21 protein-coding genes are annotated in these 12,898 nt (G+C 59.6%); 12 read left to right on the forward strand and 9 right to left on the reverse strand.

From position 1 onward, the window contains the following. From DM807_RS24160 to DM807_RS24195, 8 genes are all read right to left on the reverse strand, one after another. Nucleotides 1-582 carry a terminase small subunit gene (locus DM807_RS24160; RefSeq protein ID WP_179028040.1) on the reverse strand — a complete coding sequence of 194 codons (582 nt, stop codon included), beginning with the start codon at nucleotides 580-582 and terminating at the stop codon, nucleotides 1-3. 160 nt (nucleotides 583-742) lie between these two features. Then, complete coding sequence (locus tag DM807_RS24165) at nucleotides 743-1,090, reverse strand: phage holin family protein (protein ID WP_125854740.1); 348 nt, start codon at nucleotides 1,088-1,090, stop codon at nucleotides 743-745. Between the two features lie 206 nt (nucleotides 1,091-1,296). Beyond that, complete coding sequence (locus DM807_RS24170; protein ID WP_179028041.1) at nucleotides 1,297-1,845, reverse strand: hypothetical protein; 549 nt, start codon at nucleotides 1,843-1,845, stop codon at nucleotides 1,297-1,299. Continuing rightward, nucleotides 1,842-2,174: a hypothetical protein gene (locus tag DM807_RS24175; protein ID WP_179028042.1), complete on the reverse strand. Its 333-nt coding sequence runs from the start codon at nucleotides 2,172-2,174 to the stop codon at nucleotides 1,842-1,844. Before DM807_RS24175 ends, DM807_RS24170 begins: the two co-directional genes overlap by 4 nt. Further along, the gene (locus tag DM807_RS24180; RefSeq protein ID WP_179028043.1) at nucleotides 2,171-4,939 is read right to left on the reverse strand and encodes a bifunctional DNA primase/polymerase; all 2,769 of its coding nucleotides are present in this window, start codon (nucleotides 4,937-4,939) and stop codon (nucleotides 2,171-2,173) included. Before DM807_RS24180 ends, DM807_RS24175 begins: the two co-directional genes overlap by 4 nt. Beyond that, a complete protein-coding gene (locus DM807_RS24185) occupies nucleotides 4,936-5,139 on the reverse strand; it encodes a TraR/DksA C4-type zinc finger protein (protein ID WP_019096614.1) in 204 nt (67 codons plus the stop codon). The genes DM807_RS24180 and DM807_RS24185 overlap by 4 nt, the downstream gene beginning before the upstream one ends. After that, nucleotides 5,132-5,620 (reverse strand): phage regulatory CII family protein, encoded by a 489-nt coding sequence (locus DM807_RS24190; RefSeq protein ID WP_161751002.1) that lies wholly within the window; start codon nucleotides 5,618-5,620, stop codon nucleotides 5,132-5,134. The genes DM807_RS24185 and DM807_RS24190 overlap by 8 nt, the downstream gene beginning before the upstream one ends. Nucleotides 5,621-5,826: 206 nt before the next feature. Further along, entirely contained in the window at nucleotides 5,827-6,060 is a 234-nt protein-coding gene (locus DM807_RS24195) for a transcriptional regulator (RefSeq protein WP_082477177.1), read from the reverse strand. 97 nt (nucleotides 6,061-6,157) lie between these two features. Here DM807_RS24195 and DM807_RS24200 point away from each other — a divergent pair, with 97 nt between their 5' ends. The 11 genes from DM807_RS24200 to DM807_RS24250 all read left to right on the forward strand — a co-directional run bounded on the left by DM807_RS24200 (nucleotide 6,158) and on the right by DM807_RS24250 (nucleotide 10,580). Further along, the gene (locus DM807_RS24200) at nucleotides 6,158-6,862 is read left to right on the forward strand and encodes a LexA family transcriptional regulator (protein WP_056806586.1); all 705 of its coding nucleotides are present in this window, start codon (nucleotides 6,158-6,160) and stop codon (nucleotides 6,860-6,862) included. Between the two features lie 139 nt (nucleotides 6,863-7,001). Next, nucleotides 7,002-7,166, forward strand: coding sequence for a hypothetical protein (locus tag DM807_RS24205; RefSeq protein ID WP_156676014.1), 165 nt, complete (start codon nucleotides 7,002-7,004; stop codon nucleotides 7,164-7,166). Continuing rightward, the gene (locus DM807_RS24210) at nucleotides 7,163-7,672 is read left to right on the forward strand and encodes a hypothetical protein (RefSeq protein ID WP_070087206.1); all 510 of its coding nucleotides are present in this window, start codon (nucleotides 7,163-7,165) and stop codon (nucleotides 7,670-7,672) included. The genes DM807_RS24205 and DM807_RS24210 overlap by 4 nt, the downstream gene beginning before the upstream one ends. Next, a complete protein-coding gene (locus tag DM807_RS24215; protein WP_019096608.1) occupies nucleotides 7,669-7,914 on the forward strand; it encodes a pyocin activator PrtN family protein in 246 nt (81 codons plus the stop codon). Before DM807_RS24210 ends, DM807_RS24215 begins: the two co-directional genes overlap by 4 nt. Nucleotides 7,915-7,997: 83 nt before the next feature. Next, nucleotides 7,998-8,495 (forward strand): hypothetical protein, encoded by a 498-nt coding sequence (locus DM807_RS24220; protein ID WP_179028044.1) that lies wholly within the window; start codon nucleotides 7,998-8,000, stop codon nucleotides 8,493-8,495. Next, nucleotides 8,492-8,746 (forward strand): AAA family ATPase, encoded by a 255-nt coding sequence (locus DM807_RS24225; protein ID WP_179028045.1) that lies wholly within the window; start codon nucleotides 8,492-8,494, stop codon nucleotides 8,744-8,746. Before DM807_RS24220 ends, DM807_RS24225 begins: the two co-directional genes overlap by 4 nt. Further along, the gene (locus tag DM807_RS24230; protein ID WP_179028046.1) at nucleotides 8,743-9,093 is read left to right on the forward strand and encodes a Lar family restriction alleviation protein; all 351 of its coding nucleotides are present in this window, start codon (nucleotides 8,743-8,745) and stop codon (nucleotides 9,091-9,093) included. The genes DM807_RS24225 and DM807_RS24230 overlap by 4 nt, the downstream gene beginning before the upstream one ends. Further along, nucleotides 9,086-9,289 (forward strand): hypothetical protein, encoded by a 204-nt coding sequence (locus DM807_RS24235; protein WP_179028047.1) that lies wholly within the window; start codon nucleotides 9,086-9,088, stop codon nucleotides 9,287-9,289. The genes DM807_RS24230 and DM807_RS24235 overlap by 8 nt, the downstream gene beginning before the upstream one ends. Continuing rightward, entirely contained in the window at nucleotides 9,286-9,468 is a 183-nt protein-coding gene (locus DM807_RS24240; RefSeq protein ID WP_179028005.1) for a hypothetical protein, read from the forward strand. Before DM807_RS24235 ends, DM807_RS24240 begins: the two co-directional genes overlap by 4 nt. Then, nucleotides 9,468-10,109 (forward strand): hypothetical protein, encoded by a 642-nt coding sequence (locus DM807_RS27830; protein ID WP_179028048.1) that lies wholly within the window; start codon nucleotides 9,468-9,470, stop codon nucleotides 10,107-10,109. The genes DM807_RS24240 and DM807_RS27830 overlap by 1 nt, the downstream gene beginning before the upstream one ends. Nucleotides 10,110-10,304: 195 nt before the next feature. Beyond that, nucleotides 10,305-10,580 (forward strand): pyocin activator PrtN family protein, encoded by a 276-nt coding sequence (locus DM807_RS24250; protein ID WP_179028049.1) that lies wholly within the window; start codon nucleotides 10,305-10,307, stop codon nucleotides 10,578-10,580. Here DM807_RS24250 and DM807_RS24255 read toward each other — a convergent pair. Next, complete coding sequence (locus DM807_RS24255; protein ID WP_179028069.1) at nucleotides 10,577-11,701, reverse strand: tyrosine-type recombinase/integrase; 1,125 nt, start codon at nucleotides 11,699-11,701, stop codon at nucleotides 10,577-10,579. The genes DM807_RS24250 and DM807_RS24255 overlap by 4 nt on opposite strands. Before the next feature lie 102 nt (nucleotides 11,702-11,803). Between DM807_RS24255 and dusA the strand changes: the two genes are divergently transcribed. Beyond that, a complete protein-coding gene (dusA, locus tag DM807_RS24260) occupies nucleotides 11,804-12,814 on the forward strand; it encodes a tRNA dihydrouridine(20/20a) synthase DusA (RefSeq protein ID WP_179028050.1) in 1,011 nt (336 codons plus the stop codon). The last annotated feature ends 84 nt before the right edge of the window (nucleotides 12,815-12,898 follow it).

Consider the following 12,898-nt stretch of genomic DNA (forward strand, 5'->3'; position numbering starts at 1 on the left):
TCAGCTCTGTGTCATGGCTTGGTTGAGATCGGCGCCGCTCATCTTGGCCGCGTCTTCGAAGACTTGGCGGAAGGCGCCCGTCAGGCGTTTTTCGATTTCCCAGGAATCGCTCATGCCCGCCAGCTCGGCAGCGAGCTGCGGAGCAAGACCGAACATCAGGTCTCGGAGCGTACGGCCAGCTGCGAAAGCGGCGTCTTCCACCGCCTTGCGCTCAACCAGGTTGCCCTGAACTTTGTTGAACTCCGCCTCGGCTAGCTGGGCAAGGTAGAACTCGCGATGCGCCCTTGCTTTCTGGAAGTCCAGGCCCTTGCCTGGCTGCTGGACCAGTGGCTGCACCGCAGGTGTGTCGCCGCCTGGTTGTAGGTGGCTGCGCACATCCCGCTCCACCCGGTTTTCTTCATGCCGGGCCGCGACGGCTGCCTTGCTGGGATCGGCTGACTCGGCCAGTAGCGCCTCAGTGGCCACAACATCGACCTTGCCGTCGTCCGCGAGTACCAAGCGTTCCTGACTGGCCAGTTTGGAAACGTAGGATTTCGACCATCCGCGTCGGGCGGCGAACTCCGATTTGGTCAGGTAGATCATGCTCAAAAGTCCAGTTTACCCAATAGATTCAAGGGGTTAACCAGTTCACCGCAGTTCACTAAGCTGGTGAACCTCCCGCTAACGAAGAGCCGCGGGTTTCCCGTCCCGTACCCCGGCCATACCGCCAGGGTCCCCTGCCCCGCCGGGGCTGCCGGCCGGGTCACTGCCCCGGCTCGCCGGCCTGGGGCGGCGCCTGCTCCAGCCCCAGACGCTTCGCGGCCCAGCGCATATAGAGGTTGATAGCGACATCGGCGCCAGCCATCGCAGCCAAGCAACCAACCGCTGCTGCCGCCCATACCGAAACACCAAGTGCGTACAGCAGCATGTTGGTCGAAAGACCGCAGGTCACGCAGGCACCAGAGCGCAACGCCAACCGGCGAATCAGCCCCCAACCGCGAGCACCCGCCATGTCCGCCCGCCACATTTCTCCCGAAACACCGCCGACCAGGGACAGCACGATCACCATCCAGATCGGCAGTTCGGCTAACGTTTGTTGCTCGCTGTTCATGTAAGCCTCATTGGCAAAGCACGGCGCCGGAAAAAGAAAACCCCGCCAGATGGCAGGGTTCTCGATGCACCGACAGGTCGGAGCGGCTGCACAGCACAGTGCTTGTGGGGGAAGCGCCTAAGCGCACTTTTGATATCGTGGCGCCTTTTTACATGCCACCGGAAAAACCGAAAAGGGCCTATTTTCGGTTAGTCGCCATGTGGTGGCTATGTCGCATCAATGTTGCACGCAAGTCGCATAGTGACCCGACGAACGGTCTGCTGGCGGACGCGACCTGCGCGGGCGGCCAGGATGGCAAACACCTGCAGGTGAAGGGCCTTGACCCAGTTCCGGTAGGTCCGGTCTGCGTCCTCAGCCAGCCCAACCTCGCGCATCTGTTCGCGCACCGTTGCTCCATGCAGGTAGCGCAGTTGGGCCAGCTTGGCCAGCGTAGCCCCGCGCGGATCACGCCGCTCCAGTTGGACTACTGCCGCGTCAACCTCTGCTGCCGCGTGATCAAGGCCTGCACCGCCGACCAGAATTCGCGAACCGGACGAGCCGCCGCGCGGTGCAGCTCCCTTCCATTCCATGATGCTGCCCATTTGACTGCCCAAGCTGGCATCCAGCCCAAGCTGCCCACGCCGCTCTCCCCAATGCTTCATCAGCTCGGCAACCAGGCGCAGGCGTTCGGACTGGTCGATAAGTGCCGCCATATCGATGCGGTGCAGCGCGCGATCCACCTGCCCCTGTAGGCGCAATCCTTGGTCCTTCGTCATCGCCAGCCCTCCCCGACCAGTACCCAACACGCATTTGGCAAACCCAACACAAACCCAACACACTCAGAACCCAATGAATTCAATGGATTGGAAGTAACTGTGTTGAGTGTGTTGGGTGTGTTGGGTTTTTCAGGGTTCGCATAGAGATTTCTTCCCCCTTCGATTTCAGCGATTAAAAAAAGTCCCGCGCGCGCGCGTGCGCTCAAACCCAACACACCCAACACACATACCCCCAAAGCCACAGATTCCGGGGCCTGAATGTGTGTTGGCTTACCAAAACCAACCCAACACAAACCCAACACACCCAACACACTTAATGGCAGAGTCATGCAGCAAGCCTCTTGATGTGGTCCCAACTGTCCACGCTCCAGCCCGCCAGCTTTGCTCGGGCACGCCACTCGACAACGGTCTTGCCCAGCTCGGCCGACTTCATGGATGGGGGCAGGGAAGGATCACCCTCGCTGGGCACAAAGAACGCCGCAAATCGGCGAGAACTGCCATCAGTCCAGGGGATAGGGCGTGTCTTCTCCACCTTCGCGCTTAACATCAGCGAGAACTTCGTGTGGCTCATGGAGTTCTCTTTGTTGTGGGAGCACCACTCAAGGAACATGGCGTACACATCGGAAGTCAGGCAGCAGCCCCATAGACCGTGCCCCAATTCGCCGTTTCGCCAGAGGTAGAAGAAGGTCTGCCAAGCAGTGCGACTCAGCTCAACAAGCCTCTGGCGGGCTTCAGTTTTTGGCGGGCGCGTGCGCTGGTTGAAATCCCCAAGGTCGACATCGAGCAGCCACCCGTACAAGGCTGCCACCCCATCGTTGGCCAACTCTCGGGCGATAGCCTTCTGCCTTTCGGCGGGTAGGGTCTCCATTGGCCACATCACTAGCATCCGGCGGTCGTCTTCACTGATCGGCCACGGCATGATCTCGTTGCTCAAGAACGCCGAGTTCATGTGGTTGGATTCTTCCCAGCCGTTGATGAACTTTGATTCCATGCGCACCGTCTTGCCGGTGATCATGTGCTTGATCTTGCCTACCTGGTTGTAGCGCTGGTCACGGCTCACAACCTCTTCAAACACGGCCCAAAGCTTGCCGCTTTGCCAGGCGTTGAAGTTGCCCTCCAACTGCGCCTGACCAACAGTGGCACCGTAACGCCCGTACAGCTCGCCCATGACGTCCGCGAACAGCAGGCTCTTACCCGAGCCCTCCATGGTTGAGTGGAACAGAATCGCGGTGTCCATCTTTGCACCCATGTGCTGCAGCGGGTAGGCCAGCCACTTGACCAGCCAATCCAACGCTTCGGCGTCATTGTTGCAAAGGAATGAGATCAGCCACCGCAGGTTCTCGCACGCTGCATCGTCACGGACCGGCTCAAGCGGCAAGCCCTCAAAAGTGTTGATGTAGATCGCCGGGTCCTTGGTCATCGTTGGGTCGAACACGATGTGATCGACGTCCACCACCCGCCGCTCCGGGCTGTTCAGCCAGAGCTGATAGGCATCCCCCAAGGCCATCTTGACGCTGCCCTCGGGCAACCGACGCTTCTTCTCGCGATCCCAGGCCTCTTTTGTCCCATCGATGTAGATGTACCGGTCGAGCGGTTCAAGCTTCAGCGCTCCACCCTTCTTGCTGGACATCTTCCGGGCCTGCTCAAGCTCTTGCACCTGCTCGGAGGCGATGAGCTTCTTGTCGGTCCGCTCCATCCACGCTTTCGAGAGTGGCTTGCCGACCAAGGCCTCGAAGCCTGTCCGCTTCATCGACCGTCCCTTGTCCAAGTCCCATACGTTCGTGGAACCTTCGACCAGGGCAAATCGGCGCATCGCAGCATCAATATCCAGGGCATCTCCCCCCACCCCCCCGGTGGCCGAGGAGTCGGCCGGGCTGATGGCCTCGACGTCCGATGGGGTGCGGGGAAGATGCTCGACATTGCTATCGACGACCGGAGGCAGCTCGGCCGGCTCGACCACCGATGGGGCACGGGGAAGTTCGCCCAATGGCGGCGGTGCCGGTGGACGGGACTTCGCGTCAATACCCAGGATCCGAGCTGCCGCCCTAGTCGCAGCCCTCTGGTCGCCGTCGTGCATCAGGATGCAGAACACATCGAACGCATCGTTCTTGTGTCCGTTCGCTAGCGGGTCCGAGGTGTGATGCGAGTAGAGCTTGCCCTCCGTGATTGTCACACCGGGCAGGCCTGAGCTGCTGTGCGGGCTCAACCACTTCCCATCGATGCGCTTGTAACCGTGCGCCTCAATCATCGTTGCGATGTCATGGATGCGATTGAATTCAGGGATAACCTCGGGGAGCCGATCACCAGATCGTGCTGCAGCTGTTGATGGCTTGGCCATGGGACGAGCTGCAGGCGCAGGCGTTGCCGCCTTCGGTTTCCACGGGCAAACGCCCTCCCCCTTCGGCTTGAACTCATCCCAATCCTGCCAGATGGCCAACAAGTCGGCAGGCAGCTCTGGCAAGCCTTCAGATGCCGGAGGGGTACGCCATATGTAAGGTTTGCGAGTGCCTGGGTGAATGGAAGGTGGCAATACGTCCTGCACCAGGCCACCTCGCAACTCGAAGACCGTCACTTTCTTGAAAGGCTCAGCCGCCATGCGGAAGGCGGCCTCGCGGTCTGCATCACCCTCGTCCATGGCAGCCTTCACTTGCGCCATGAGCCCTTTGTAGATGGTGCCATCCGGGTCGTTTTTGTTTGGCCAAACCAGGGCATGGCGACTCAGCTCCACCCCCTCAGGGACGCGGAACATCACGCGGAATCGTTCAGGGTTGCCCACGGAGGTAGGGTATGCGTCAGCGAGTGCATCGACATCGAGTCCAAGCGTCTGCTGCAGCACCTGTCGGGTCAGCTCGACATCATCAACATCGAGCGAGCAGACACCACTCGGCCCGAGCACAACACCGAGGTTGTGATTCGGGCTCGTGGTCCAGAACGCTTCCGCCTTCGAGGCATTCGTGAAATAGCCACCAGGCTTGTTCCATCCGGCCCCCTTCGGCCCCTTTTCACCCGGTTCGATAGGAACCAGAGCCAGACCGAAGGTTTCAATGTAACGCCGCGCCCAATCAGCTGTGGTAGGAGTTGGGCGGTCGCTCATCTCCGGCGCTCCCGCAACTCTTGGCAATCGATGCAGGTTTCGCAACCGGAGACTGACAATTGACGGGCCAGCGGGATGGGCTCATCGCAGTCTTCGCAGATTTGCGCGCTTGGCTTGACCGGGAGCCGCGCAAGACGCTGCAGCGACAACTGGAGGAAATACTCAGCGCGGTCATTGGCAAAATCGACGGCATCAGCCATGGCTTGCGTCCTCCATGGCTTCGCGCGCGCCCGCCATGATGGCAAGAACTTGGCGGATAACTTCCATGCCACGCTGCTCCAGATTCAACACCTCCGACAAGGTCCAAACGTTGTCCGAGGCCCCATCATGCAGGCTACCCACGAACTGACCGGACTCGGCCAGAAGCTTCGCAACCGCCTGCAAGGCATCGTTGGTAGCAGGCACAGGCTTGGGGCGATACCAGACCGCACCGGCAGGACGAACCAGTGCATCGAGCAGCCGCGGATCAGCGGTCCACTGCACGATCTCTTCCAGTTCGTCGGGGGTTGGCCAGCGGCGGTCGTCGGCATGGTGCAACTTCTTCTGCAGGGCATCCACCTCGAGCCCCATGTCAAAGGCCAGCCTGGTGATACCGCCGTGATAATCACGACCCGCGCGATAGAGCGCTTGTCGCAAAGTGAGAACCGGACCTGCGCCCGGCAAAAGATCAATCCTGCTCATAACCGTAAATCCTCGGTTTACGGCCTAGTCATAGGATCATGTAAGACCTATCCTACGACCACGACCTGTGTGCTGTGCCTTGCGTGCTGTGCGGGCATGGCATTTGGTAATAGTCGTCCGGCTGAACTTGTGAGAGAGGCCACCGGCCGACGAGAGTGATGGTGCTTCGTACTGTCATAGCTGGGCTGGGAGGTGAGAGTCCTGGCTCAGCGTTCTAACCCCTTTCCTTGCCTTAAGTATCCCCAGTCAATGTCCGGTCGCAGCGACTCACAAGTAACCTCCCCTCCCGTTTCTCGATCCAAATTGACAGCCAACCCCGCACCTGCACGGCGGTTTCCATAAGCCACTTGCTTCAGTTGGCCGACCGATGTTCCGCAGTGCCGTGCGAGGGCGTCGACCCCTTCCTTGTCTATCGTTTTCAAATATTCGCTAAGCGTCATAGACACCTCCAATGCCCAGCAGATTAGCAATTGCTAATTATGAAGGCAATAGCAACTCGTAATTTACTGTTTGCTAACGGAAAGCAATCATCTGCAGATGGACATTAACGAAAGGCGCATCGCCTCCCTCCGTACGATCATGGGGAACCTGAGCCAGAAGGAATTCGCCGAGGCTCACGACCTAGACGCGTCGTACCTGTCGCAACTGCTCAACGGCCACCGCAAGCTGGGGGAAAAGGCTGCGCTTAATCTCGAGCTCAAGATTGGGCTTGTAGCAGGGACGCTGACATCTCCTCCAATGGAGGAACCCTCCATCGCAGCCCCAACCAACGTGGTTCGCCTGCCCACCAGGGCAGCAAAGGACAAGAACTACGTTCTGATTCCGCATCTCGATGTCGCGGCTTCTATGGGGCATGGCAAGGCAGCCCCGGAAATGCACATTGAAGTCATCCGCGACATGACGGTTCACCTAGACTGGCTCAGGATGCAGGGCCTTAGTTTTTCCAACATCGATAACCTGGCGATCATCACTGGCGATGGCGACAGCATGTCTGGCACATTCGCTGACGGCGATGCCCTGCTTGTGGATCGCGGGATCACCGAGGTGAAGACAGACGCAATTTATGTCTTCACCCTCGACGGCGATCTCTACATCAAACGCCTGCAGCGTCTGACTGGAGGCCAGCTCCGAATGATCTCCGATAATCCTGTCTACCCGCCGATTACCATCGACGAGTCGATGATCGAGCGGATGCATATCCAGGCCCGTGTCCTACTGGCCTGGAACGCGAAAAAGCTCTAACGCCTCCTCGGGTTGTGTCCTACCGGCCATCCGCCGGGGCGCGACCACGCCCATACAATTTAGCATATGCTATTGAACAATTATTTAGCTTTTGCTAATTTCAGCTTCGTGCCCCTCTCTCACATCAAGGACACGAAGAATGAAATCAGCACAGCACAACGGATCAGTGGCAATCCTGATCCATCCAACCGCCTGCAGCAGCGTGGCGAAAATACAGGCATTCCAGCGCAGCACCGGCTTGCAGCTGGTCGTCACGCTCGAAGGTAAAGCCCATGCTGTACCTGCCAATGGGGGTGCTGCATGAGCGAATTCAGGATCTCCCTTCGCCAGATCATGCTGCTGCAACGCACCTTGGATAACGGCGGCACTGCGACCTGCAAATTGCAGCGCCCTGAAGCCTCGGTCGATGCACAGATCGAGATCGAAAATGACAGCACCCATCACAGCATCAAGGTGACCCTTGGTCCGCTTTGCAGCAGTCTGAAACTTCCGCGCGCCCTCTCCACCAAGTGCCAGTCCTTAAGAGATTTTGTGCAGGACATCGCGAATGGCCGAGCTGACTCCGCAGCCCAGACGGAAGAAGCGCTTGCTCTCATGGAGGCGCAAGTCAGCGTTGAAGAGGTCCTGCAGACAGGTCAGACAGCCTACGTTATCGCCACCGTCAACCGACAGCTTCCCCTTGGCGCTGTCGTGACTGACGACCAGGGCAATGTCTGCGCTGCAGTTACGGGAGCCAGTAAAGAGCAGCTCGCAGCAGCAGTCCGCGCGAAGCTTCGGCCCAGCCCTGACAGTATCGGGAAATGCGCATGAGTACGCTGGAACAGCTCCGCAGCGAGTGGACCACCCCCTGCCCAACGCTCACTGCTGTCAGAGAGCGATATTTCCCCCACATCGGGTCAGACAGGCGGTTCAAAGAGCTGATCAACAAAGGCCGTATTGACCTTCAGCTGAGCAAGATCGACAGCTCGAAGAAAGCCCAGCACGTGATCTACCTGCACAACCTTGCCGCATATCTCGACCGGCAGGCCGAACGCTCGACCCAATCTGCTTGACCAGGCGGCCCCGGCCATCAGGGGCTTATAGCCCCCGCCGACTCTCACACCAACGGCGGAGGGCTACTTTTGGAGCACAGCACATGCAACCGCATCAACAAGTTCTTTCCTTGGGCATCATCTTCCTAGTCACCCTGGCCATCCTGCCTTTCCTGTTCGCGAAAGCTCGGCATCGTGCCTTCAACAGGGGCTTGGAAATCGGGAAACAGCGTCTGCAAGCCGATCTGAAATTGCAGATACAAAGCCTGCAAGTGGACCTGGACGAAGCCCGAGTTCAAGCCGAGGCGAGCCAGCGCAAGCACCACATGGCTGTAGCACATCTCAAAGGCAACGTCCGCGAGCTCGAAGCCAGGATCATGTCGTATACCGGACTGGCAGTGACCAGGGCGGATTACGAGCTGCTCATCAGCGCCTTGGAAACCCTGAGCCTCACCGAGCGGACGTTAACCGCAATGAAGGCAACTCAGCAGGCATCACGCGCCAGGCTACAAGCCGTTGGACTGGACGGTCTGGCTAAACGCATTCACACCCAACTGCGCGAAACCCCTGCCAGTGCCGCAAGCGCGGAGGTGGCAGCATGACGAACCAAAACCCACGCAGCTGCCTTGTTCACGGCCCATCTGGCTGCGGGAAGACAACCTATGCCCAGGCCATCGCCAAAGCTCTCGGCCTGCGCGACGTGCTCGATAACTGGGCACCAGGTAAGCCAGCGCCCCTGCTCAACACGCTGCTACTGAGCTGTGAGTGCGACCCTAACTGGCACTTTAAAGGCCGTGCAATGACCTTCGACCAGGCGATGCAGATCGCACGCCAGCAGGGGACAGTCGTATGAGCAACGACCAGATTCTTGCCCCCTGCCCGTTCTGCGGCAGCCCTGCGAATCGGTTCACGATAGAAGACGACCGCGACCCGAACCACGGCGGCGATGTGATCGCCTGCAGCAGGTGCGACGCCTGCACTCGTGTCGTGTTTGGTGAGAAGGCAGGCCTCGCCGACCTGTGGAATAGCCGAGCAGCCAGCCTCGTCGCTTGGCTCGGCCAGGCCGGACTGTATCGCACGCGGCTTGATGCCGTGCGCAACTTCGAGCAGTCCGTCACGCCGGTTTCCCCCGACGAATTGTTCGAGTTGGCCAGCAAGCAGGTGCTCAGCCAGCTCAATGAGGGCCGCCGACATGCCTAACCCGACACGCACCTGGAAGCTGATCAGCCTTGCGCTCGCCGTGGCGCTGATCGTCGCACTGGCCGAGTTGCACCGCAGCAGCACTGCCAGCCACCCAGCGACAGGCACGTTAGCGACCGCAAACAACGCCACGAACCTTGAGCGTCTGGCCTTGAGCCCCAACGCTCGCCGAGTCCATGAGAGGTATTCGCTGTGATCACCACACGGACCTACATCCCGACTACCCGGACGCCGAAGGGCATGCAACCCCTGCTGCGCCCCGCCATGTCGTTCATCTGCGACATCTGCGGCAAGGCTCGCGTAAAGGGCAATCATGACCAGTGCTCCAAGGCCCGCCAGGCAGCTGGCTTCATCATCATGCGAGGTCGCAAGTAATGAGCATCGATCCACGAGACCTGTTCGTTAGCCTCAACCCCCTCGGCCTGTCCCAGCGCGAGCTGGAAAAGGACAGCTCCGGCTTCGCCGACGACCGCACCCACAACGACTATCTGGTGTTCCTGGCTGGCTACAAAGCAGGCACGGTGGATGGTGAAAAACGCGAGTGCCAGCGCCACCACCCGATAAACGCCGAGGGCTGCAAGCCCGAGAGCCTCAATCCGCATCCCGGCATGCCCTGCGCCGGCGCGGCGGGTAAACACAACCTAAACCAAGTGGAGGGCTGCAAGCCCGACCTCAACATTACTCTTTCACAGGGTGGACGCGGGACCGACCTCGTGGCCCGGGAGGTCCTGACCGAGCGGGTTCGTCAGATCATGGTTGAGGGCTATACAGCGGAACAAGATGACCAGTACACAACAGGACAGCTTGCAGACGCTGCCAGCGCCTACGCCACCTGGGCCCACTTTGGGAGCCTACCGTATGCCGAACGTACGGATGCCCCTGCACTTTGGCCATGGGCTGCAGAAATGTGGAAGCCCAAATCTCAGCGGCAAATGCTCATCAAAGCGGGAGCATTGATCCTGGCTGAATTGGAGCGCCTTGATCGACAGCAGGCCCAGGAGGTGGCGCATGGCTAACCAAACTCCCCCACGCATCCGCCCACCAATGGCCTCGCACAGCCTCGACCTGCCCGCCATCTGCGATGTCTGCGGCAAAGGTAGGTCGACCAGACGACACTCGAAATGCAGTCGGATCCGCCAACTGCGCGAGGGCGATAAATGGGCAGCCTACATGGCCAACGTGGCAGCAAAGCGAGCACTGGGGAGACGCGCATGAACACCGCTTTCGTGCTGATGGCGCAATACAACGGAAAAGCCATCATTTCCATTGAACAGCTATGCGCCGACTACTTCACGCACCTCACACCCGACATGTTCCAGCGCAAAGTACTAGCTGGCCAGATCCAGCTCCCTATAACCAGGCTTGAAGGCAGCCAGAAAAGCGCCAGGGGCGTTCACATCGCGGATCTCGCGTCTTACCTTGACCAACAACGAGACGCTGCGCGCAAAGAATGCGCGCAGCTGAACAGATCCTATAGAGACCGTTAACTTTCAACCCGGGCGCCGAGCTTAACCGGCGCCTGGATAATTTGATCCAACCACTTCCAGCCTTCGTACCGATCCCCTCGCCCACGCAAATGGGTATAGCGCCGCATCGAGTTCCAGTCACGATGCCCCGAAACACTTGAAACTCTCGGTATATCCCAGTCCATTTCAAACAACCGACTCACCCCTTCGTGACGTAAGTCATGAAAGTGCAGATCCTCAATACCGGTCATCTTGCACGCCTTAGACCATGCCGTACCAATGGAGTCAGTGTTATATGGAAATATCTCGGGGCACTCACGCGGCATGCTTTGCACGATAATCCAAGCCTCATCCGGTAAGTAGCACCACACGTCATTGCCGATCTTCTGACCGGGGTTTTTCATGTCGCGCACTTTCACAGCTTGCCTGTGCTCGTCCAGGTCTTCCCAAAGGATGCGGGCGATCTCGTCCATTCGGCGCGTTGAGAAGATAGCGAACGCCATGACCTTGGGCATGTGAATCACGCTGGGGCGCCGCTGCAGCATCTCAAAGAAATGCTTCAGCACCTTATCCAGTTCATCCAAGGTTGGCCGTCGATCTCGCTCCCGACTTTTCATGTTGTAGCCGTACTTCTTGAGCACCAGGCGCGCATCAGTCATTGCTAGCGGATTGATCTCGTAGCCCCAAGCTGCCCTGGCCAGCGACAACACCGAGCCCAAGTGCGCCAGATCATTGCCGGCCGTCTGCGGCTTGACCTCCCCGCCTTCTGGACTCATGCGCCAGAGGGCATAGTCCACCAGCACCTGCTGGCTGATGTCGGAGTCGACCTTTTCCCCCAGGTAGCTGTTCTTGATGGCGTTCAGCGTGCGTCGCTTCGTCTCGCCCAACGGCCGGGCTTTCTCTGCCTCCACCAGGTAACGGTCGATCATCTGCTTGACCGTATGCCCTTCCCGGGTGGCTCGCTCGATAGCACCAGGTTCAGCTAGCTCGGTTTCCCGTCGCTTCGCCCAGGCCACCGCAGCCTGTTTGCGGGCGAACGTTTGACTCTCTTGGTAGACTGTCACCTTGTCGCGATTAATCCGGATCTGGACGAGGTAGCTGGTGCTGCCATCGGCCTTTTTACGCGTTCTGATCGTTGCCATCTGAGATTGGTACACGTCGTCTGTCGATTGGTACATTGTACCAAGCGCTTGGTAAAAACGCCCCAAAACCCCCGAAAATTGGTACAAAACACGTTGAACGAAATGACCGCAAAATCAGGCTCCAAGCCAGTAACCACGCGCCCTGAGCCGTCACGCCGCTTCAGCGTTGCTCCCATGATGGACTGGACAGACCGCCACTGCCGGTTCTTCCTGCGCCTGCTCTCCAAGCAAACCCTGCTCTACACCGAAATGGTCACCACCGGCGCCCTGTTGCACAACGATGCCCAGCGCTTCCTGCGTCACGATGCCTCCGAGCACCCGCTGGCCCTGCAACTGGGCGGCAGTGTGCCGGCCGACCTGGCCGCTTGCGCGCGCCTGGCCGAAGACGCTGGCTACGACGAGGTCAACCTGAACGTCGGCTGCCCGAGCGACCGGGTGCAGAACAACATGATCGGCGCCTGCCTGATGGCTCACCCTGCGTTGGTGGCCGACTGCGTGAAAGCCATGCGTGATGCGGTGTCGACCCCGGTGACGGTGAAGCACCGCATTGGCATCAATGGCCGCGACAGCTACGCCGAGCTGTGCGATTTTGTCGGCCAGGTGCGCGAGGCCGGCTGCCGGAGCTTCACCGTGCATGCGCGTATCGCAATTCTGGAGGGGCTGTCGCCGAAGGAAAACCGCGAAATTCCACCCCTGCGCTATGACGTGGCCGCGCAGTTGAAGGCGGACTTCCCGGACCTGGAGATCGTGCTCAACGGCGGGATCAAGACCCTGGACGAATGCCAGAAGCACCTTGAAACCTTCGATGGCGTAATGCTGGGGCGTGAGGCGTATCACAACCCTTATCTGCTGGCCGAAGTGGACCAGCAGCTGTTTGCCAGCGATGCGCCGGTGGTCAGCCGTAGCGAGGCGTTGGCGCAGTTGCGGCCTTATATCGTGGCGCACATGAAAAGCGGTGGCGCGATGCACCACGTTACCCGGCATATTCTGGGGCTGGCCCAAGGGTTCAAAGGCGCGCGGCGTTTCCGCCAACTGCTGTCGGCGGACATCCACAAGGCGGCAGAGCCGCTGGCGGTGTTTGATCAGGCGGTGGAGTTGTTGCAGGGGCGGTGACCCCGAGGATGAGGGAACCTCAGGCTTGCTTGCGACTCGAAACTTCACCCTTCGTACAGCCCTTCGCGGGCAAGCCCGCTCCCG

The sequence above is a fragment of the Pseudomonas hunanensis genome, assembly GCF_013393325.1.
Classification (GTDB): domain Bacteria; phylum Pseudomonadota; class Gammaproteobacteria; order Pseudomonadales; family Pseudomonadaceae; genus Aquipseudomonas; species Aquipseudomonas putida_P.